Origin of the sequence: Myxococcus sp. AM010 (genome assembly GCF_013372585.1) — a bacterium.
In the GTDB taxonomy this organism is placed as follows: domain Bacteria; phylum Myxococcota; class Myxococcia; order Myxococcales; family Myxococcaceae; genus Myxococcus; species Myxococcus vastator.
In genome coordinates, this window is record NZ_JABXEO010000110.1 from 1 (window position 1) to 21227 (window position 21227).

General features: G+C 67.3%; 18 protein-coding genes and 1 pseudogene. 13 read left to right on the forward strand and 6 right to left on the reverse strand.

Translation table 11 applies throughout. The annotated features are described in order from the left end of the window. Positions 1-98: 98 nt before the first annotated feature. From HV826_RS32625 to HV826_RS32635, 3 genes are read right to left on the reverse strand one after another with little or no spacing between them, the layout of a single operon-like run. Positions 99-455 (reverse strand): hypothetical protein, encoded by a 357-nt coding sequence (locus HV826_RS32625; protein WP_176420956.1) that lies wholly within the window; start codon positions 453-455, stop codon positions 99-101. Next, complete coding sequence (locus HV826_RS32630; protein ID WP_176420957.1) at positions 452-2008, reverse strand: hypothetical protein; 1557 nt, start codon at positions 2006-2008, stop codon at positions 452-454. The genes HV826_RS32625 and HV826_RS32630 overlap by 4 nt, the downstream gene beginning before the upstream one ends. Continuing rightward, a complete protein-coding gene (locus tag HV826_RS32635) occupies positions 2005-2205 on the reverse strand; it encodes an AlpA family transcriptional regulator (RefSeq protein ID WP_176420958.1) in 201 nt (66 codons plus the stop codon). The genes HV826_RS32630 and HV826_RS32635 overlap by 4 nt, the downstream gene beginning before the upstream one ends. A 479-nt stretch (positions 2206-2684) precedes the next feature. Between HV826_RS32635 and HV826_RS32640 the strand changes: the two genes are divergently transcribed. The 8 genes from HV826_RS32640 (at position 2685) to HV826_RS32675 (ending at position 13342) form a co-directional block, all read left to right on the forward strand. Then, positions 2685-3299, forward strand: coding sequence for a tyrosine-type recombinase/integrase (locus tag HV826_RS32640; RefSeq protein ID WP_176420959.1), 615 nt, complete (start codon positions 2685-2687; stop codon positions 3297-3299). A gap of 2434 nt (positions 3300-5733) precedes the next feature. Next, positions 5734-6507: a hypothetical protein gene (locus tag HV826_RS32645; protein ID WP_255217529.1), complete on the forward strand. Its 774-nt coding sequence runs from the start codon at positions 5734-5736 to the stop codon at positions 6505-6507. A 266-nt stretch (positions 6508-6773) separates the two neighbouring features. Then, a complete protein-coding gene (locus tag HV826_RS32650) occupies positions 6774-9713 on the forward strand; it encodes a CHC2 zinc finger domain-containing protein (protein ID WP_176420960.1) in 2940 nt (979 codons plus the stop codon). Between the two features lie 240 nt (positions 9714-9953). Continuing rightward, entirely contained in the window at positions 9954-10511 is a 558-nt protein-coding gene (locus tag HV826_RS32655) for a DUF2924 domain-containing protein (protein ID WP_176420961.1), read from the forward strand. After that, the gene (locus tag HV826_RS32660) at positions 10508-10711 is read left to right on the forward strand and encodes a hypothetical protein (protein WP_002614573.1); all 204 of its coding nucleotides are present in this window, start codon (positions 10508-10510) and stop codon (positions 10709-10711) included. Before HV826_RS32655 ends, HV826_RS32660 begins: the two co-directional genes overlap by 4 nt. Continuing rightward, positions 10708-12255 carry a recombinase family protein gene (locus tag HV826_RS32665; RefSeq protein WP_176420962.1) on the forward strand — a complete coding sequence of 516 codons (1548 nt, stop codon included), beginning with the start codon at positions 10708-10710 and terminating at the stop codon, positions 12253-12255. Before HV826_RS32660 ends, HV826_RS32665 begins: the two co-directional genes overlap by 4 nt. 242 nt (positions 12256-12497) lie before the next feature. Continuing rightward, complete coding sequence (locus tag HV826_RS37650) at positions 12498-12674, forward strand: hypothetical protein (protein WP_255217530.1); 177 nt, start codon at positions 12498-12500, stop codon at positions 12672-12674. 116 nt (positions 12675-12790) lie between these two features. Continuing rightward, positions 12791-13342 (forward strand): PspA, encoded by a 552-nt coding sequence (locus HV826_RS32675; protein WP_176420964.1) that lies wholly within the window; start codon positions 12791-12793, stop codon positions 13340-13342. Positions 13343-13392: 50 nt separating this feature from the next. Here HV826_RS32675 and HV826_RS32680 read toward each other — a convergent pair whose 3' ends face one another. Next, positions 13393-13836: a DUSAM domain-containing protein gene (locus tag HV826_RS32680; RefSeq protein ID WP_176420965.1), complete on the reverse strand. Its 444-nt coding sequence runs from the start codon at positions 13834-13836 to the stop codon at positions 13393-13395. Positions 13837-14092: 256 nt separating this feature from the next. Between HV826_RS32680 and HV826_RS32685 the strand changes: the two genes are divergently transcribed. Both HV826_RS32685 and HV826_RS32690 read left to right on the forward strand, forming a co-directional pair. Continuing rightward, entirely contained in the window at positions 14093-15262 is a 1170-nt protein-coding gene (locus tag HV826_RS32685) for a serine/threonine-protein kinase (RefSeq protein ID WP_176420966.1), read from the forward strand. 7 nt (positions 15263-15269) lie between these two features. After that, complete coding sequence (locus HV826_RS32690; protein ID WP_170114711.1) at positions 15270-15656, forward strand: hypothetical protein; 387 nt, start codon at positions 15270-15272, stop codon at positions 15654-15656. Positions 15657-15852: 196 nt separating this feature from the next. Here HV826_RS32690 and HV826_RS32695 read toward each other — a convergent pair whose 3' ends face one another. Together HV826_RS32695 and HV826_RS32700 are read right to left on the reverse strand one after the other, a co-directional pair. Beyond that, a complete protein-coding gene (locus HV826_RS32695; protein ID WP_020478959.1) occupies positions 15853-16200 on the reverse strand; it encodes a helix-turn-helix domain-containing protein in 348 nt (115 codons plus the stop codon). A 52-nt stretch (positions 16201-16252) separates the two neighbouring features. Beyond that, entirely contained in the window at positions 16253-16627 is a 375-nt protein-coding gene (locus HV826_RS32700; protein ID WP_176420967.1) for a helix-turn-helix domain-containing protein, read from the reverse strand. A gap of 199 nt (positions 16628-16826) precedes the next feature. Between HV826_RS32700 and HV826_RS32705 the strand changes: the two genes are divergently transcribed. The 3 genes and pseudogenes from HV826_RS32705 to HV826_RS32715 form a co-directional block, all read left to right on the forward strand. After that, positions 16827-18785, forward strand: coding sequence for a serine/threonine-protein kinase (locus HV826_RS32705; RefSeq protein ID WP_176420968.1), 1959 nt, complete (start codon positions 16827-16829; stop codon positions 18783-18785). Between the two features lie 71 nt (positions 18786-18856). Next, positions 18857-19777: a DUF2381 family protein gene (locus tag HV826_RS32710; RefSeq protein WP_176420969.1), complete on the forward strand. Its 921-nt coding sequence runs from the start codon at positions 18857-18859 to the stop codon at positions 19775-19777. Between the two features lie 583 nt (positions 19778-20360). Then, positions 20361-21188, forward strand: a pseudogene (locus HV826_RS32715) (hypothetical protein); the annotation flags it as partial. Positions 21189-21227 lie beyond the last annotated feature (39 nt).

Sequence of the window (21227 nt, forward strand, 5' to 3'; positions counted from 1 at the left end):
ACACGCGCGACTGGACGCCCGCGGGCCCCGTCCGCCTCGGCCCCTCTCCGCACCTCACCCCGGCAGTGCAGGAGTTGAAGCGCATCGGTTGAATCCTTTCACGCGACATCTACCTTGACGCTCACCGGAAACACGGTAGCGGCGATGGCGATCTGCGCAAGTCCATCGAGAAGGCGATCGTCGACCTTCGAGCTGCCCGGGCGAAAGTCCGCAGGCTTGAGCGCGAAGATGGAGTCGTCCATTGGCGCAAGCACGACGCCGTGTTCGCTGACGTCGAGCACGTGCAACCCGAGGCCGTCTGCGAGTTCACGCACGGTGGTTCGAAAGGCGCTGTCGTCAAAGTAGTGCTCGACGAGTTCGCGATACTCTGCTTCCTGGGCAGGACGTGCGAGCGGTCTCAGGCCCCATTGAACGAGCCGGCCTGCGTGCCACACGGAATCACGAGCCGTCATCACGCTGACCTCCGAGCGGCGCTTACGAGTAGGTCGTCCCCATAGAGCAGCGGATCCTCGAGCTGGGCCCCAGCAATGGGTTCTGCGGCGACGTGCGCGGTGTCGCGGTCTTCGGTCGAAAAGCCTTGCAGCACGAGGAGCGCCATTACTTCCAGGACTGCGTTCGAAGCACCGGATGCACGAGCCCTGGACAGCACTTCGGAGAGCCTGACCTCGCCACCGTCGCCGTTCAGGAAGTCCGCCGCGGCCGCGCGCACCTCAGGTGGATATCGTCGGAGCTCGGAATCCAGGTCGGCTGCGTCGACGGGCTCGACGTCGATGTCCTGTCGAGGTTGCGGTCGCCGTGGCTGAAGCATCCACGTGACGAGCCCCTCGAGCGAGGCGAGCACCGGAAGGTGTGTGCCTACGAACAGGGGAAAGGCGCGGTCGAGGAGCTGAACAGCGCGAGTGATCGGCATCCGCAAGAGTGGCTCAAGGACGTCGTCGGCGAGATGTGGAAGTGGACGGGATGGTTTCGGCGCGAACGCTTGGCGAGCCTGGGCGTCGAGAAAGACATTGTGAGCTCCGAGCAACTGCTCGTGCAGCTCGGTGTGTCGGAGTAGGCAGTCACGCGTCAGGTTCGCAACCTGAGCGACGGCACGGCGAGAGCTCGCTTCCTCGTCGGGCATAACCTCCAGCCGCTCGTCCGCCGCCCCCAAGATGCCACGTTCGACCGCGAAGCGGCGCTCAAGATGAGCTAGCGACTCGTTCAGGATTCGGGGGACCTCGACCTTCCAGTCTACACGATCGACGTCCCGACGTGTGTCGCGGAGGATCTGCAGGACTTTGTCCCGGAAGCGCACGGACTGGATCCGCGCCTGCCGCGCCGAGTGGACGGCCTCCTCGAAGCGGCCTCGCGCGAGCTGCGATTCCACGACGGCCTCGGCAGCTGCTTGCGCGTCTTCAACGTCGAGGTCGAGTAGGCGTAGGTAGAGGTTACAGGCCTCGGCCGATGGCCGAAGAACCGTGCGACCCGAGGGATGGAATGCGTCGAAGACGAGTCGGAATTCGAGCGCGTGCCTCAGCGCCGCGCCCGCGCCGTTGACAGAGGTGTACTCCTCGCGGAACGGACGGCGTGCGTCGCCATCGTTGCGGAGGCCTCCGAGCAGCTTGTCAAGCATCCGCTCGTGACGCTCTGGCGAGGGATCGACGCCAGCCGCGGCATCCATCGCGGAAAGGACGGGCCGAAGGACCCGCGTCACCGCCTCACGATCCGACTCTGCCTCCAGGCCGAGCCGATCGATCACGACGTCCAGTACTCGGAGCGCGAGCGCCAGGCTGTCGTAGTGTCTGAGTTCCGCGTCGCGGATTGCGTCGCTGCGGCGCAGACCGTCCAACGGCAGCGTGTGAAGAAGAACGCGAAGCCGACGCGTGAGATCGGCAGGCCAGCCTTCGCTGACCGGATCTCCTGCCGCTGGTCCAGGGGCATTGTCCACGTTGTCAGCGGCAGCCTCTCTCCGGTCGTCTGATGCGAAGGCGAAGCCCTGCTGGTGATCCGGAGCGATTGGCTTCCTCACTGGCGTCTCCCATCACGCTGGACCTCGGCCGTTTGGGCATCAATCCAGGCCTCGATATCCCGAAGCCGAAAACGCCACGAGTCTCCGAACTTGAACCCCGGAAACCGATCCTCCTGCGACAGCTGATAGAGGGGCCGCTCGGTGAGCTTGAGGTATTTGATGACCTCCTTGAGCGTGAGGATCGCGTCTTCGGCCATGCCCTGCTCCGGGGGTGGGGTCCTTCCGCTGTGCCCGCAGTGTATGGTGAAGATTTCAGGAGAACAACACAGGAGGCTGCGGGTGTCGCTGCTCGGACCTAGCGTAGCTTTTACTTCAATCGGACAGTTCCCGATCGCCTTGGAATGGACACGAAGACAGTTGAACTCCTGCGGGCTGCCAGGGGGCTGCGCAGTACGCAGACCCTTTTCGTCGTCCCTGAGGCGTCATGTCCGCTCGGTATGGTGAGGGTCGCGCAGATGTCTGCGGCAACGAACCATGGCTCGTGCCGCTCGTCCAGGGAGACACGGATGCGGTGTGCCTCGAAGTTGAAATCGGCCAGCGGATGCACAGCGACTCCTCTCGGGGGACGGCCGAGGCCGCGCGGGGCTCGGCTCAAGAATGCGCAGCGGGGTTAATGACTTGTCTTGTTGGGGCGACAGAGCGTGCATGGCCGCGTCCTCTTCACGAAGGAGTCGCCATGTCTGCCTATGCCGCTGTCGTCCGAGCACCCCGCACTCTCACGGAGAAGGAGGTGGCGCGGCTGCTGCGCGCCACGGGGGAGCACAAGGAGGGATTCAGGGACCATTGCCTCTACAGCCTCGCGCTGGCCTCGGGCCTGCGTGAGCACGAACTGGTGGCCCTCAACGTCGGGGACGTCTTCGACGAGCGCGGGCGCGCACGCCGGCACGTGCTGTTGCACGTCTTCAAGGGCTGCCGCCGGCACCCGCGCCCCCAGGAGGTTGTCCTCTCGGACACGGTGCGCGCGAAGCTGGAGAAGTTGCTGCGCCTCAAGCGCGCGCAGGGGCACGGCGTGGGGCCCCAGGCGCCGCTCTTCCTGAGCCGCAAGGGGCTGCGCCTGTCCACGCGGCAGGTGCGCCACGGCTTCGCGGTGTGGCAGGCGCGCGCGGGCCTGGAGCGGCACCTGAACTTCCACGCCGTGCGCCACACCGCATGCACCGGGGTGTACCGACGGACGAAGGACATCCGCCTCACTCAGAAGTTCGCGCGGCAGCGAAGCATCGACTCCACCGTCATCTACACGCACCCCTCGGATGACGAGCTGGTGCGCGTGACGAACGACTTGCCCTGCTGATGGGGCGCGCCGCCTCCGCGCTGAGCGCCCGCGAGAGCCCCTGGTTGGGCCGTGGTGCCGCGCGGAGGCGGTGAGGGGTGGCCGTGCTCCGGGCCCGCGCGGACTGCGCGAGGCGCAGGCGCAGCCGGCGAAAGTGAACACCCCGTGCCGTTCACTTACCGAGTGCAAATGAACAGGGGCGGGGTGTTCACTTTCTGGGAGGTGACTCCCTCAAAAAGGGCCCCAGGTACACACCCCGGCGAGACCGTCTCCACGAAAAAACACACCACCCCCCACCTTGGCGTCGTGGGTAGGCGGGGTAGGCGTGCTGACGTCGTCGGTAGGCAAGGGGACACCCGGCCGGGCAGGCAGTGCTGCTGACTGGGGAATGGCAGGGGCGCGTGGTGGGCAGCAGGTGGCGCCAACCAGCGGAAAGCGGCCATTGGCCTCGGCGCTTCGGCCCACCAGGGGGCCTCGTAAGCGCGCGAAACAGCGACGGGGCGGTGACGCCGAATGGCCGCCTTTACCTGTTTCCGGCCATTCGGCTCGGCCCTGGTAACGGCACGCGCGCCCAGGTGCGCGCGGGGCGGAGGGCCGGGGCTTCGAGGGCAGCTCGGGGGCTCGTGGGGCTCACGAGGAGGGCAAAGGCCTGCGGCCCGAAGCGGGCGGGGACACGCGCGCACGAAAGGGGCGTCACGCGGCGACAGGCGCGGCGCGCGGGGTTGCCCGGGGGCTCGCGCCAGGTGGCGGCCAGCGGGGCTTCGGCGGGGAACGGGCAAACGGGCCAGGAAAGTGAACGGCGCGCAGGAGTCCGGCCCTCTGGACGAAGTGTGGTTCCGGGCCCGAGTTAAGGCCCGGAGTAATACCGCGGCGCTCGAGCACCTGGTGGCTGCCTGCCCTAACTTCGCGAAACGACGGGGGCAGTGGCGCCAGGCGTGTGCATCCGCGTGCCAGGCCGGAGCTCCACGGGGAAAGTGAACGGGCGCGGCCTGGCTCGGAGAAAGTGAACGGCGAAACTGAACGCGAAAGTGTCCGCGTTCACTTATCGGAGGGCGCTCTCAGTCGGGGGCGGCGGGGGAGGGCGCCTGTCGGAGGGGAACTACCCCGAGCGCGGGAGTTTTGCTGGCCCTGGACCAACCTGGACGAACAGCTTCGGGCTTCGCTCAGCCGCCGAGACAGCCGCGCCTTCGAGCTGTCATAGGCCGCCCTATCCTCGTGGGTCACCTGCGCGAATCGGAGACCCTCTCTGCCGCTCAAGCAGCCCGGGTGCTCAGGCGGGCCAAGGGGCAGCTTCGCCGGATTCTCGTCCGTGCCCCGCCTTCCGCGTGCAGGCGAAGAGCAGCAGGGCGCACGCGGCCAGTCCTGAGAGTGCAGAAGTCGCGGTCCGTTTTGCCGACCCGGACGCAGTCCGTTGAGCCGGTCCCTGGCATCCAGCAACCAGGGCAGGGCAGCCGGATGTGCCGAGGTCACACCCATGCGCTCTCTACCTCCAGTTGAAGCAGGGCACCGCCCCCGACTTCAGTTGCCGGACTTCTCCAAAGTCCGGCAGAAGTCCGGCATGAAGTCCGGCAGCAATTTCCGTAACAACTTCATGGGGTTGAGTCACTCTGCCGGACTTGCCGGACTTCAAAGCCACTTTTACGTACGCGAGGGAAAATAATTTGGGAGGGAAGCGCGCAGAAAATATTTCCCCGTAAAGGGGAGGGACGGGGGAGGAAGTCCGGCAAGTCCGGCAGGAGAGCCTAACCTCTCGTAGTTACTACAGTTTTTGGTGCCGGACTTCTGCAGGGGAAGTCCGGCATGAAGTCCGGCAGTCCGGCAGGAATGCGAGAGTCGGAGGGGGAAATGTAGGTAGTGAGGCCACTCACTCTCCTGTTCCCCGCCTTCATTGTCCTGGCTGCCCCCTGTCGTGCGGGGACTGGGACCGCCGGTTGCGCGTCACCAGTGAGCACCACCCTATGCGTCTGCTGGGGTTGCCCTGGTGCGAGCGAGAGCTGCTTCTGCGGAGACAGCGGTCCGCGCCCTTCGGCGCGAAGGTTGCCTCGCCCACGCACTCCTCAATCGTTCCGAGCAGTCATGGCCAGCCCCTCGTGGAGTGCTCGTGGCCTCTTCCTTTGGAGCGCAGCGTGGGCGTCCGAATGGAGGAGGTGGGAACTCCGCCCGTGTCCGAGGCAGAGGGGCATGAGGCCCGTCCAGCAGAGGCCATCGCAGCCCTCATGAAGGAGCGCCCCTCCATGCTGGATGGCCCGCTGCGGCCTCCTCATGGTGCTGCCGGAGGCGGGGCAATCCACCAGGACTCCAGTAAAACCTGAGTACCTGGCGAGTCGAAGGCCCCGGTGGAAATTCGTGCGCGTCGGCATGTCCCCGATTGCGGGCACCGAGCCTTTGTCTCTGCAGGGACGGAGCGGCCCCCTCAGCAGCGGCGGCCACAACCTCCTCCGGCCCCGAGGCACGCATGCGTGACGAGAGCGACTCCCCCAGGCCATTCACCCAGACGCCCAGCCCTAACCCAGCGCAGCCCTCGAGGGAGGACTGCCGCACGCAGGAGTTGGCGAAGCAGCCCAAGGAGGCCGGGGACGCCTGGCTGAAGCTGGAGTATGACGGCGACAGCGCCGTCGTCGTCTTCCTCGGGGAGCCGCACCCGCGCGACGTGGCTTTCATCGACAACAAGTTCGTCCCCTTCACCCGGAGGCTGAAGGTGGAGGGACACAAGCCCGTGCTGCGATTCACCCACAACGTCGCCCTCTTCGAGACGCGCGAGGTGAAGGTGCTGGAGTACGGGATTGCCTCCTTCAAGGAAGTCCTGCGCATGCGGCACGCGTTTGGGCTTGAGACGTGGGCGGTTGAAGTCCAACGTCACGGGGCTGCGAAGGACTGGTGGCAGACGCGCTACTCCCTGCAGCCCGAGCGCCGCCTGTCCCCGGAGCAGCAGCAGGCCTTCCAGAGGCTGCCGCTTCACGACTTGGCGAAGCTCCGGGTGGACGCGTCGACGCAAGCCGAAGCGGCGCGCCGCGGCGAGGCGGGCGCAAGGCGGCCCAACGCGCGCCTCGTGCAGTACCTCTCTGACGTCCTGAAAACCATGCCGCGCAAGAGGGTGGAGCGCCTCCTCCACCACTACCTCGGAATGCAGCAGGTTGGGGACGTGTCAGCCATGCGCGGCGAGGAGTGGCAAACCTTCGTCGAAGAGGTTGCAGTCGAGTACCAGGCGTTTTGGGAACGAAACTGCTGAGCGCCAGCCCGAGGTGAGTTGAGCCGCCAAGCGAGGGCGTGCTGCGAGTCAGCCCGTCCACACGTCCCCGGAAAGCAACCCATGCAGGACTCCTTCTCCGCGCGCCGTGGGGACGAGGGGCGCGCTGCCTCTCGTGCCCTCAGCCTCCCAACAGTCATTGCGCAGCGGCGCCTCGGCGCCAGGCTGGCGGGACGTGCGTGCCAACCTGCCGTGCGCCGAGGGCCGGACGCCGCGGCGACGAGGCACAGCCCCAAGGTGCAGGCCCCATGAGCTTTCGCGCCTTTGTGGAGCAGGTGCGGAGCCGCTCGGACATCACCGACGTCGTCGGGGCCCACGTCGAGTTGCGCCCTTCGGGCAGCACCCTCAAGGGACTCTCACCCTTTCATCCGGAGAAGACGCCCTCCTTCGTGGTGTGGCCCACCACTCAGACGTGGCGCGACTTCTCCAACGGCGGCAGCCTGGGGGGCGACGTCTTCAACTTCGTCCAGGAGAGGGAGAAGGTTGGCTTCAAGGAGGCGGTATTCCGGCTGGCCGAGCGCGTCGGTATTTCTCCTCCCTCTCCCCATGACGAGTCCCACGCGCGTGAGCTCGAGGCGCTGGTGGAGCGCCGCGATGTCGAGAGACTCCTCACGGCCGCCGCCGACTACTACCACCGCCGCCTGCCCGCGAAACTCCGCGAGGAGTCCTTCAACCAGCACTACGGCTTCACCGACGAGGTGGTGGACAACCTCAAGCTGGGGTGGGCCGACGGCGGCCTCTTCGCGCACCTGCGTGAGGCGTTGGGCGCGAGCCGCGAGGCGGCCCTCAAGACGGGACTCTTCGTCCAACTGCCGGGCGGCCGCGTCGAGGACTTCTTCCGGGAGCGCCTCGTCTTCCCGTACTGGAAGGGGGGCCGCGTCGTCTACTTCATCGCCCGGGCGACGCAACACACGAGGGAGGAGGCCAAGTACAAGAAGCTCCTCACTCACTCGGAGCGGCACCCCTACGTCTCGCCCACCGTCCGCAACGACTACTTCTACAACGAGGACGCGGCACGCAAGGCCGACACGCTGCTGATTACCGAGGGCGTCACCGACTGCATCAGCGCCATGCAGGCGGGCATTGCTTGCCTCTCTCCGGCCACGACGCGCTTTCGCAAGCAGGACATTCCCCGGCTGCTGAGACTCACTCGCGACGCCAGGCGCGTCGTCATTTGCAATGACGCCGAGGCCAGCGGCGCCGGAGAGGCGGGCGCGCGGGAGACTGCCGCGGCCCTCTGGGCCGAGGGGCGCGAGGCGTGCATTGCCTTGCTTCCACGTCCGCAGGACACCGAGAAGGTGGACGTCAACGCGCTTGTGACGACGCACGGCGCCGCGGCGCTCCACGAAGTCCTCGGCCGCGCGAGGGGCTACCCGGAGTACCTGCTGGACGGCATTCCAGAGAATGCGCCCAAGGCCGACTTGGACAAGGCGCTGGCGCCCCTCCTGGCCTCACTGCAGACGTGCACCGCCGTGCGGGCCGACGTCGTGCTGGAGGCCATTTCGGCGAAGTTTGGCCTCCGGAGGCGGGCCCTCAACGCCAACCTCAAGGGGGTGGTGGCGCAGAAGGAGGCTGAGGCCACGGCGCAGCGCCGTGCCTCCGCCGAGTGCCCGGAAATCAACGTGGGCAACCGCCAACTCTGGGCCATTGTCACCGAGGCACGCCAAGCCGTGGTGCAGGCGAATGAGCGCCGCATGCGGGCCGCCAGCACCCAGGGCTTCGCCAGTGAAGCTGCGCCACTCTTCGTGCGAGGCACCGCCCTCGCGCAGCTCGCGCAGCCAGAGAAGGAGGCGCCCATTCTCGCGGAGATGACGGAGGCCGCCGTCTACGGAGTCCTCCTTCGGGAGGCGACGTGGGTAGCGGAAGTCGAGGGCAGGCCGCACTCCGTCTTCCCGCCGAAGGACGTCGCGCGAGACTTCCTCGCGTACCCGCCTCCGGGCCTCCCTCCCGTGGAGGCCGTCATTACGACGCCGGTATTCGGCCAGGACGGGAAGCTCCTCCTGACGCCCGGACTGCACCGGGAGGACAGACTCTGGCTGGAGCCCACCCCCGCCCTCCACCTCGGCGACGTGCCCGAGCGGCCGACACCCGAGGAGGTTGCAGCCGCACGGGCCCTCTTCTTTGACGACGTCTTCGTGGACTTCCCCTTCGCCCACCCCAGCGACAAGGCACATGCCCTCGCCGCCGTCCTCCTGCCCTTCGTCCGGCGGATGATTGAGGGCTGCACCCCTCTCCACGTCGTGGAGGCGCCCGCTGTCGGCTCCGGCAAGGGCCTGTTGTGCAACCTCGTCTCGTGGGTGGTGACGGGGCGGGCGTGCGCCATTGGCACCTTGCCTGAGAATGAAGAGGAGATTCGAAAGACGCTCACCGCCGAGCTCGCCCTGGCGCGCCCCCTCATCCTCCTCGACAACGCCAATGAGAAGGCGACGCTCTCCTCCGCGGCCCTCGCCGCCATGCTGACGAGTACGTCCTGGACGGACCGACTCCTGGGCAAGACGCAGAAGCTGACGCTGCCCAATGCCGCCATGTGGATGCTCACCGGCAACAACCCGAGGCTCTCAAAGGACATTGCCCGTCGCTCCGTGCGCATCCGCCTCGACCCCAAGCTGGACAGGGCCTGGACGCGGACAGACTTCAAGCATGACCCGATTATTCCTTGGGTGAAGGAGCACCGGAGCGAATTGGTGCGCGCGGCCCTGACGCTCGTGCAGGCGTGGATTGCCGCGGGGAGGCCCCTGGGGAAAGAGCGGCTGGGCTCCTTCGAGCACTGGGCGGCCGTCATGGGCGGCCTCCTCAAGGTGGCTGGAGTGGAGGGCTTCCTCGGCAACCTCGACGAGCTTTATGCGAATGCGGACGTCGAGGGGGAGTCCTGGCGTGAATTCGTGCAGGCCTGGTGGGCGGCGCACGGCGCGGAGGAGGTGCTCGTCTCCAGCCTCAACGAGCTGTGCGAGAAGGACGAGCTGATGCTGCAGGTGCGAGGCGAGGGCGGCCCCCGCTCGCAGCAGAGCCGCCTGGGCCGTGCGCTGCAGACGGCGAGGGACAGAGTCTTTGGCGACTTGCGGGTGGTGGTGAGGAACCAGGACCGCAAGAAGCGGACGATGTACGCACTCCAGAAACTGGCGGGCGAGCCGGAGGTGAACACGGCCTCGACTCCCGAGGAGACGACGGAAGTCGACCCGTGGGCGTAGCGGCTGAGCGGCCAGTCCCCGTGCGGCAACGCCGCGAGGATGCAGTGGACGTGCTGTCCGAGGCCCTCTGGGAACTGTGGCTGCGTCGACATGCGCAGCCGCAACGACAGGCGCCCGCGTGGAGCGCGGAGGAGAGCGCGCATGGCTGAGCCGCAGACTCTCGACTTGTCTTCTTCTGGGGACAGAGCGTCCATGGCTTTCGCCCGAGGGCGTGCCGCCCCGGACGAAGGAGAAACCACCATGGCGAAGAAGGGGACTGCACGTGTCGCGCGCACGCAGTTGGCGGACGTGCCACAGCAACTGGCCGCTCTGGCCAGCATGTCCGTGCCCGATTTGGCGGCGAAGTACCTGGAGCTGTACGGCGAGCCCACGCGCAGCCGGAACCGGGACTACCTGAAGAAGCGCATGGCCTTCCGGATTCAGGAGTTGGCCGAAGGGAGCCTCTCCGCTCGCGCTGTCACACGCATCTCGGAATTGGGCGACAAGCTGCCCGAGCGTTGGAGGATGCGGCAGGTGGAGGAGACGAAGCCCTCCGCGCCGCCTCCTTCAGTCCCTGCCGACGTGCGCGCACCCGCTGCGGACGGACGCGACGCGCGCCTGCCTCCGCCGGGCACGGTGCTGACGCGCGTGTTCAAGGGCGCGCAGCACCGGGTGACGGTGCGCGAGGACGGCATTGAATTCGAGGGCCAGCTCCACCGCAGCCTCTCCAGCGTGGCCAAACTCATTACGGGCACGGCCTGGAATGGCTTCACCTTCTTCGGTCTCAAGGCCGGCGGCTCCAAGGCGGTGAAGTCATGAGCGGCCCCGCCTTCTTTCAGACGCACATGGGGCAGCGCTTCTACGAGGGGACGATGCCGGCGCTCGTCCGTGAGCTGAAGCGCCTCAACGACAACATGGAGCGACTGGTGGCCATGGCGGAGCAACTCGCCGGGCAGAAGGAGTCCACGAGCGCCGAGCCAGTGCATCCGACAACGCCAGCCGGGACGGAGGGGAAATGAGGAAGAGCAAGCCAGCGCCCTCGGACGCGAAGCGCTGCGCCGTCTACACGCGCAAGTCCACGGCGGCGGGCCTGGAGATGGAGTTCAACTCGCTGGACGCCCAGCGAGAGTCCTGTGTCGCCTATGTGCAGCGCCAGCCCGGCTGGGTGCTGGTGGATGAGAGCTACGACGACGGCGGCTTCACCGGCGCGAACATGGAGCGGCCCGCCTTCCAGCGACTGATGCAGGACGTGGACGCGGGCTGGGTGGACGTGGTGGTGGTGTACAAGGTGGACCGCCTCTCCCGCAGCCTCCTCGACTTCGCGCGCGTCATGGAGCGCTTCAACGCGGCGGGCGCCTCCTTCGTCTCGGTGACGCAGAACTTCAGCACGGCGGACGCCATGGGGCGCCTCACCCTCAACATGCTGATGTCCTTCGCCGAGTTCGAGCGGGAGATGATTAGCGAGCGGACGAGGGACAAGGTGGCCGCCGCGCGCCGGAAGGGGAAGTGGACGGGAGGTCGCGCGCCGCTGGGCTACGAGGTGAAGGAGAAGCGCCTCGTGGTGAACGAGTACGAGGCGGTGGTGGTGCGGGAGGCCTTCGAGTTGTACCTCCAGCACCAGCAGGCCTCGGCGGTGGCGCGCCTCCTCAACGAGAAGGGGCGCACGACGAAGCGGTACGAGGCGCAGAGTGGCGCCACGCGCGCGGCGCGGAAGTGGACGACGCAGGACGTGCTGCGCCTCTTGCGCAGTCCCCTGTACGCGGGCTTCGTGCCGTATGGCGACGAGATGCACCCGGGCGAGCACCCGGCGCTCGTAGACAGGGCCACCTTCCACCGGGTGCAGGACATGCTGGAGGGCCCCGGCATTCAGTACCACGGGCGCAACCCCGACTACGTGCTGCGAGGGCTGCTGCGCTGCGGCCTGTGCGGCGAGGCGATGACGCCCGGCAGCACGCGCAAGGGCGAGCGCGAGTACCGCTACTACCGCTGCGTCACCCGGGACAAGCAGGGGAAGGAAGGATGCCGGGCCGCGCCCCTTCCGGCAGCCGCCCTGGAAGACTTCGTCGTCACGCAGCTCCGGGAGGTTTCGGTAGGTGACGGCTTCGCCGCCCAGGTGCATGCCCGCCTCACTGCGCGGTTGGAGGAGAAGCACCAGGCACTGCGCGCCGAGCGCGCGCAGTTGCCGAGGGACTTGGCCAAGCGTGCTGGGGAGTCGAGGAAGTGGGTGGACTCCCTCTCCAAGCTGGAGGGCCCAGCCCGGCGCCTCGTCGAGGAGAAGCTGACGGCCGCGGAAGAGGAGGTCGCCGGCATGAGGAAGCGGCTGGCGGAGGTTGAGCGCGCCCTGGACGCCATTGAGGGGGAGAAGGTGGAGGCTGCGTGGGTGGCCCAGGCCCTGGGGAAATTCGATGCGGTGTGGGACGCCCTCTCCTCCACGAATCGGGGGCGTCTGCTGCGGGCCCTCGTTGGCCGGGTGGTGGTGAACGAGGCGACGGGCCAGGTCGACGTGCATATGGCTCACGCGGGTGAGGGCGCAGCAAATAGGCACCAGGAGGTGGCGGCGTGAGCGCGAGCCCTGAGTCCCAGCCGGCGGAGGCCGGCCTCGTCAGCGCGCACTTCCACCGCGTGCGTCGCGCGAAGGTACGCCTCCGAGGGGGGGCACCACCCCCGCCGCGAGAGGCGGCACGACGGCCAGCACACGCCGCGCGAATGTTGGCCTTGGCGCACCATGTGGAGTCGGCCATTGCGCGGGGCCTCGTGGCGAGCGCAGCGGACGTCGCAGGTCAACTCGGCTTTACCCGAGCGCGCGTGACGCACCTGCTGGACTTGCTGCTGCTGGCGCCTGACATCCAGGAGGAGGTGCTGTTCCTTGAGGCAGTGGAGGGAGAGGAGCCCCTCAGCGAGCGGGGCCTTCGGGCCATTGCACACGCGGGGACGTGGGAATCGCAGCGTGAGCGCTGGAGAGAGGTGAAGGCTTCATTCTGAGACGGGAGTCCGGATGCCTGGACTCCTTGGTGTAGCGTGAGTGCAAGAGGCTGAATTGTTGTCCGCGTTGAGAGTGCGCGGGCTGTACGCCCCGCGCGGAAAGTGAGCGAAGACACATGCAGAGCGACATGAAGGGCATCATCCAGGCTGCGGTAGCGGAGGCGGTGGAGAAGACGATGGGCCGGCAGGTGGAGCTGCTGGAGCGGCAGGTGGAGCTGCTGGGGAAGGTTGCTCAATTCCTGGGCATTGAGTCCGGTTCGGCTCGCGCGGCGTCCGCGCCGCCGCGCGCGCCCGTGCCGCCTCCCGCGTCGAAGCGCACACCCGCGCCCGCGTCCACGCCGAAGCGCACGCCCTCGGTGCCAGTGCGGAAGTGGGCGAGGGAGGAGTCCGCGCCGAAGCCCACGCGGGCCGGGCCTGCGCCCCAGAAGAGCCGCGGGCGCCCGCGCGCGGCGGGGCGCACCGCTACGGTCGCAGCCCCCAGTCCCAGCCCCAGCCCCGAGGCGTCCGTCTCCTTCGCGGTGGGACAGGAGGTGCGCTACAAGCAAGGGCGGGGCGCCTTCAATGCGACGGTGAAGGCCGTCGACGAGAAGGCGAAGACGGTGACGGTGGCGCGCGTCTCCGACGGCAAGCAGGTGGTGCGCCCCTTCGACAAGGTGACGCCCGCCTGACTCTGGGCCGCGAAGCGCCCTCTCTGGAGGGCGCTCCTGCGGCATGCAGCTCAAGGGCGCGGGAGACGCCTTCGCCCGACACCCCGCAGCGTGAGGGCCTTCCGCGCTCCTTGTGGCGGCTCGTTGGCCATGTTGTCGAGCTGCCCCTGGGCGAGGGTGCGGTAGTAGGGCACGACTTCCACTGCGAGCACGTTCCGCATCTCCTGGCGGGCGCTGTCGAAGTCCCCCTTGTCCTTGTGCTCGTACATGCGGTGCAGCGCGTCCATGAGCCTGTGGGAGCCCTCACGGATGCGCCGAGACGCCTCGCGCAAGAGGCCTAACGCGCCGGCTTCCGTGGCGAGCGCGCTCTCGGCCTCGGTGTCGCGGATGCCCACCTCGGTGGCCGTGCGCTTCAGCAGTGCCTTCACTTCCTCTGTGAGGTGCAGGCGCGCGCCTTCGGTGAGGACACGACGTGCAAGTTCGCGAAAGGGGCTCCAGTCAGCGGGTTCGCTCACGATGTATGTTTCCTTTGCAGGCTGTCTCAGCTCGGCGCGTGAGGCCAAAGCTGGGGTCTCTTTCACCCTGCTTAGGGATAGGCGCACTTGAGGGTGGCCCGTCCGCTGCGAGTGGTAGAGGGCTTCACAGCTTCCCAAAGGTCATGTTAATTCGACGGTCCAGTTAACTAGACCTCGCAATTTCGGGAGAGTGGCCCGCGACGGCGAACCTTGGTGTCCGTGGGGCCGCGCCCCTCTTTCAGGAGGATTCACAGCCATGACGAAGCGTCCGGAAGATGAAGTGTCGACGGAAGAGTTACCGCCCAGCCCCCCCGCCCCGCCCAGCCCCAGCTCGCCGCGCTTCCTCTTCTATGTGGATGACGTCCGTTACGAGGCGGTGGGGGCGCTTGAGGTGCGGTCGAATGGTGAGAAGCTCCTGAAGGCGGAGCGGCGAGTGGCGGATGGAGTCCTGGCCGGCCCCTGCCTGGTTCGCCAGATTGCCAGCCCCTCCACGTTCATGATGCGCACGCGGCTGATTGAGGAGGTGCAGTTGGCCTTCCGACTCAACCACCCCAACATCGCTCAAGTCTTCCACATGCAGGTGGATGAGGATGCGGATGTGCCCTTCGCAGTCATGGAGTACGTGGGTGGGCCTTCGCTGGAGACGCTGGTGACTGCGGCGTTGGTGCGAGGCAAGCCCCTCTCAGAGGGCTTTGCCTTGTACGTGGGGGCGGAGGTGGCGGATGCGCTGCACTACGCGCACACGCTGACGTCGGAGAAGGGCGTGCCCCTGGGCATCGTCCACCGTGACGTGAGTCCTAGGCACATCGCCTTGGGCCTCCATGGAGAGGTGAAGGTGCTGGACTTCGGCTCGGCGTTCTCGCTGATGGTGGGGCGGGAGGAGTCGCCGGAGAATCTGCTGCGAGGGGACGTGGCCTACGCCTCTCCGGAGTACCTGCGCAAGGAAGGGCTGACGCCGCGCTCCGACGTCTTCAGCCTGGGGGTGTTGCTGGTGGAAGTCCTTGCGGGCAAGCACCTCTTCGAGGTGCACGACGTCCCGGTGGTGGCGAAGGAGAGCCGGTTTGTCACGGAGTCGCCGCCCACGTTGCCGCTGCAGCAGATGCAGGCCCTCATGGACACGTTCGGCCCGGACGTCGTCGAGAAGGCGGTGGCGCACCTCAATGAGGACCTCAAGGCGGTGCTGCACAAGGCCCTGCGCCTCAACCCCGAGGAGCGCTTCGCGACGGCGGCCGACATGCGGGATGCGCTGCGGGGCGTCGCCCACGCCCAGCTCCGTGCGCCCTATGGGCGCGCGGAGGCCGCCAAGGAGGCCTCCCTCGTGGTATCCGAAGGCGGGGTGCTGCGGGACCAGGTGGAGTTCGGCGAGGCCGGCCTCTACCCGGATGGGCTGGAGAAGCACGAGCTGGGACTCCCGAAGAAGGTGTAGGCCGCCAATGCTCTGCTTTCGCCTACTGCGCAATGGCCGGCACGTCGCAACCGCGGGGGTGTCGGGCTTCGGTGTCGTCTCCACCATTCTGACGTGGGTGCGCCGCCCCGATGATGAGACGCGCGACAACCCGGAGGTGGACCTCCACCTTGGGGGCTCCGTGGGCAGGGAGTACCGCGAGCACCTGAAGTGGTGTTACGCCAAGGACATCCGTGCGGGCGACGTCCTCACGGTGGAGGTGCGTGAGGACTTGGAGCCAGACCCTCCGAGGGAGAGGCGCCTCGACGAGGAAGCGGGGCTGGACGATGTGGCCCGCCTCCAACTGAGGAAGAAAGCCCTGGAGGCGCAGCTCGCCGACGTGAATGAGGAGCTGGCGGAGCGCGGCGCGGCGTAGCGGGGTGCCTCCTCCTTCGGACGGGGAGGCGCTCCGTCATCGCCGGAGCCGCTCGGGTTGGGGGCGCGCGTGCCCCGATGCAGGGCCTCGAGGCATGGGGCCCTGCACGCCGGGCCTGCTCCCTGCTCGGAGACGCCGGAGCACCGGCCGCAATCCGCCTGACGCTGGAGGGGGCCAGGGTCTTCGGGGCGCTGCTTCAGCGGGCCAGCTCGGTGGTGATGCGGACGAGGGCGTCCAGCTTCGACGCGTCGAGCTTCCTCGCCAAGAAGATCAGCCGCCGCAGCGTCACATCGTCGTCCGGCCGAGTTGGACTCCCGCTACTGGGGGACTCGGTGAGGCCCATCAGGTCCTCCGGGGAGACCATCAACTCGATGCACAGCTTCTTCAGTGTCTCGACGCTGGGAATCATCTGCCCGCGCTCAATCCGGCTGTAGACGGCAGAGGCCAGCCCCACGCGCTCAGCGACTTGGACCTGCGTCAGACTCATCTGTTCCCGAGCGAGGCGGGCGATACTCCCGAGGTGCGCTGCGAGCTGTTGGTTCATAGGTACAAGGGAGTATACCTGAGTTGCGCGTTGTCAAGGGAGTACGATTCCATCAACGCACGCCCGACAAAAGCTGAACGAGAGCAAGGGCCTGGCGTCCGTCCAACTGGTGCACACGGCGTCGCAGGGCGTCCTTCGCGGCAGCAACGACGTCCGGCGGCAGTGCATCGGGATAGCCCAGCAACTCATTGGGAGAGGCTTCGAGGACGGTGCACAGACGGTACAGCGTCCGGACGCTGGGGAGCGTTCGCCCGCGCTCGAGCCGGCTGTAGACGCCGGGGGAGATGCCGATGAGGTGGGCCACCTCTGTCTGCTTCAGTCCTGCGCGAAGGCGGGCCGCGCGAAGGGTGTCGCTGATGACGCTGGGCAGGGGGCGGGCGGGCTCCTTCGTAAGGGCGAAGTCGCGGACATCAAGTGGGATATGCATTCCAGTGAAACTATACCCAATAGTCTAGTTGACTTCACCATTTGGCACGGGCCGACATCTCCCGGGAGGAGTGGTCAGGGGTGGGATAAGACTTCGCACGATTTCCCCGGGCTTCTGGTAGCGTGGGCCGGCGCCTGGGAGGGAGTCGCATGCGCGTGGCCGCAGTCCTGCTGTCCTACAGAGTCTCGAGGAAGTCGCCATGAGGGACAACGGCCCCCCAGCCGTGCTGTCCCCTGGGGACTCGGTGATGGGCTACACGGTGGTGAGGCAACTGGACCGAGGTGGCTTCGGCACCGTGTACCTCGCGACGAATGACGGGCAGCCCTGCGCACTGAAGCTCGTGGAGCGGCAGCGCGTGGAGGGGCGGGTGGAGAAGGAAATCTCCATCCTCTTGCGCTTGACGCACCCGAACGTGGTGGGCATTCGCGGCTTCACCTACTGGCAAGCCGAGGAGCGCGACTTCGCCCTCATCGCCATGGAGTACGTGGAGGGGCGGAAGCTGAGCGCGTGGGTGAAGGATGAGAACCCCTCGGCCCGGCGAATCGCGAAGGTGACGCTCGACATGGCGCGGGCGCTGAAGGCCTCGCACGAGGCGGGAGTGGTGCACCGGGATGTGAAGGACGCCAACGTCATGGTGCGCGACGCGGACGGCCTGGCGGTGCTGGTGGACTACGGCATCGGGGACTACGCGGGAGCCCCCTCCGGCATCACCCAGTCCATGCTGCCGCCAGGGACGATGGAGTACCGGCCCCCCGAGGCTTGGCTCTTCCTGCAGAAGTACCTCGGCCAGAAGACGGGCGCCCGCTACGTGTCCGCCCCCTCGGATGACATGTGGGCCCTGGGCACCGTCCTCTACCGCCTCCTGACGGCGAGGTTGCCCTTCGACGCGGGGACGGAGGAGGACTACATCCGGAGTGTCATCAGCAAGTCGCCTGTGCCCCCTCACCACGTCAACCGCTTCGTCCCGGAGCGGCTGGGCATGTTGTGCATGCGGCTGCTGGAGAAGGACCCTGCTGCACGTCCAGACGCGAGCGCTGTCTGTGCGGCCCTGGAGCAGCTCCTGTCGGGGGCGGAGGGGGAGGCGTGGGACACGCCCTTGTTCGAAGCATATGGCCCGAACTCGGCCACGACGGAGGGCGAGGGGAACGCGCTGAAGCGGTGGGCAAAGCGGCCCTTGCGCCAGATGCGTCGTGGCAAGCCGCCGGGGCCGGAGCTGCCGGAAGTCCCAGGCGAAGGCAGGCCCGCGGCATTGCCACCCGAGGCCCCGCCCGTACCTGCGGCCACGCGGCCTGTGGAGGCGCAGTTGCCGGGCTTGGCGCTCGATGCCGGGGTGGGGGCGGAAGCCGCAATGGAGGCGGACGGCGCGCTGGAAGCAGCGCTCGTGGCCCCCGGCGTCGAGGCAGGGCGGCCCTCGGTTCTTTCGCGACTCCGGCTGGGGCGTGTGCTGGGCGCGGGGCTGCTGGCCATGACCCTCGCGTCGGGGGCGTACTTCTCACTGCGGACGGACTCACCGCAGCCGCAGGCTGTCACCGGCCAAGAAGTAGCGCCATATATAGAAAAACCTCAAGCTGCCCCGGCCGCAGCTCCCACCGGGCCGGAGGCAACACCTGCGGCCGTCGCTCCCCCCGCGACGCTTCCCGAGGTGACTGCCACCGCGACGACGACGAAGAGTGACTCCCCGACCTCCCCGCCGGTGCCTGCCAAGAAGGCCACGAGGAGCGTCAGCAGTGCCTTGGCGACGGCCGCCCTCTGCACCACGTTCGCGTGCTCCGGTCCCCAGGTGCGCCCGGCTCCCGACCCTGAACCGTGCCCGGCAGGCTCTGTGGAGGGCATGAGGAAGCTGGGCATGAAGAGTGGAGACTACGAGGCTGCGAGCTTCGTCCGAGGGGACCAAAAAGTCGTAACGGTGAGGGACGGCACTGCACAGATCATCCTGGGCGGGGACAAGGCCACGCTGTCTGGGCGACTCACTATTGCCGACCGCGTCTATGTCCGACTGACGCGGGCGCGATTTCGCGGAGAGAGCTTCCCCGTGTGCCTGGAAGTGCTGGACACCTCTCGCAACCGCGGACTGGAGATAGAGGGTGGCGGAGGGGAGACGGGCAAGGCTCGCGTGTACTCTGCCGTCTTCGTCAAGGCAGTGAGTGAGTTTGAATGACTTGTCGCTGTTGAGTAGACGCCCGTGAGTCGCCAGCGGTGTCGCCGCTGGCTTGGTAGGGGAGACGTCGCGTGCATCATTCCGTGTCGGCCGTGCTGCTTTTCCTCCTCCTCGTAGGGGAGGGGACGGCCCTGGCGCAGTCGCCCGCAACCACCGTGGGACTGAGCGTTCGCCGAATCGAGCTGGTCTCGGATGATGCTCAGCCAGCAGTTGAAGTGGCGGTGAGCCCAGGACTTTCGACGATGTTCCTCTTTGATTCGGAGGTGAGTCGAGAGGGGCTGACGCTCGAGGGACGCGAGCGCTTCGCGCTGGTGGACGCTGGGCTTACTGTCTTGCGCCTGATCCCGTCAGAGAAAATCTCGGCGGGAGAACGGCTCAAGCTGACAGTGCGTTTCCAGGATGGCGCGGCCCCGGCGAGCGCGACGTTTGTCCTGGTCGCCCACCCCGCACGGTCGGAGGCTCATGTCGAAGTCTATCGGCGCAAGAGGAGCGTCGAGACGTACCAAGAGGAAGTCCGGCAGGCGCGCATCGAGGCTGAGAAATGCCGAGAGGAGAATGAGCGCCTACGCGCGGAGCGAAGCGCTCCGGATGGGCTGACGGGACTCATCTCGACGGAAGTCCTCAGTGGGCGGGGCGCTGAGTTCCGCGACGTGACTAGGAGTGTGACGCTGGCCCCAGGAGGAGCAGCAGCCAAACACGCTGTCAATGCATACCGTGCCGCACACAGGGTGGCCGTCGAGGTCTTCCTCGTGCCGCGGGGTGATGACCAACCGTGGACAGCGGTGGGGGCGACGCTCAGGGGCAGAGCCAACGAGGAGCTGAAGGTGCTTCAAGTCTGGCAGTCTGGCCCTGTTGCCCCAGGCTCGGTTGGCCCGCGTGTGGTGGTAGAGGCCGAGGCAGCATCCGAGTCTCCTCAAGGCCCCTTCACGCTGAAGCTCTGGGACGCGGATGGGCGGCGCACCGTCACCCTGGGCAACGTCACCTTCCCTTAACCCTGCGGGCACCACCTCCAAGTCCTTTCGTGGGTTTCCTGCATTGGGGCTTGTACCGAATGCCAATCTAGGGTCCAATAGACTATACCTATTGGTCTAGTCCATTCTGGCGTGCCCTGGAGGCGATGTGTTCCTCACTGTGCTGGAGTGCGCGCGCGTAACTGCGCGCTTCCTTGGTGGCTGCGGAGAGCGCCCGGAAGGCGACGCGCCTGAGCCACCTTCCTAGCTCCGCTTCGAAGTCGGCGTTGGGCTCTCGCGCTGCGCCGAGGATCTCCCGCACCGCCATGTGAGGCGCGTGCTGGCGGTCGTCGTGCGCCGAGTGGCCGTCTGCGCTTCGTTGGGCCGCGTGCCTGACGGGCGCTGAGGAGCCCTTCCTCGGTCAGCCCAATTCGCGTTTGGAGTCATGAGCGGAGCCGGGCCTTGCCCTGGCGCCGTGACGTGACTCGTCTGTTTGTCGCTTCGCCCGGTCGGCCTGCCGGCGACTCCCTCAATGCAATGCATTCACCCGCAGCCCGGCGCCCTGCCGGACTGAACGGGAAACCTCTGTCCTTTGCCCCCGCCGGGGCCTTCTCAGGAGACGTCGATGTCCATGCGCTGGGCCGTCGTGTTGCTGTTGGTGTTACCCGGAGCGGGATGGGCGGAAGAGATTGCCTATCCTGAAGACTACGTGGCCGAGGAGGACACCGCTCTCATTGAGCAAGAGGGAGACGCGCTATTCGAGCCCTCCGTGGACGAGGGAAACGCCCTGGTTGAAGAGGGGGACGCCCTGGTGGAGGAGGAGCCGGCTTCGTCCAGCTCGGGCTCTGGCTGGGCGAACCGGCTGAGCCTGGAGACCACGACATGGGCGCTGCTGCCTCGCCGTGGGGCAGGGACGGATGAAGGCTTCTTGCAGGTGCATCCGCGGCTGGAGGTCGTCAAGCCAGGCTTCCTCCAAGTCGAGCTGGGCGCTCCGGTGCGTCTACGCCTGTGGGGCGGAGAGGCGGGGGGCAGTCTGGTGCGCAAGGAGGACTGGGACGAGCTCTCCGACTGGGGCCAGGTGGTGCAGAACCTGATGGTGGGTGGCGACGCGCCGAACTTCGTGTGGGTGGGCGCCCTGGAGTCGTACACGCTGCTATCCGGGCACCTGGTGCGCCGCTACAACAACCGGGGCAACCCCGACTACCACCCGGCTGGCGCCGTGGTGACGGGCATGTTGAGGCCCTTGTACGTCGAGGCCTTCGCCTCGGATGTGCTGGGCGCGCGGCTGATGGGGGCGGAAGTCGTGCTGGACGTGCAGCACCTCCTCGTGGGCCGCCAGCCGTACCCCATGCAGTACACGCTGGCGCTGTCCGCGGTGCATGACTGGGGCAAGGCGGGAGGGACGTCGGAGCCGATGACGTTGGCCCACCTGGATGGGACGGCCATGCTCGTGCGCTGCCTCTTATACACATCTGACGCTGCCGACGAATAG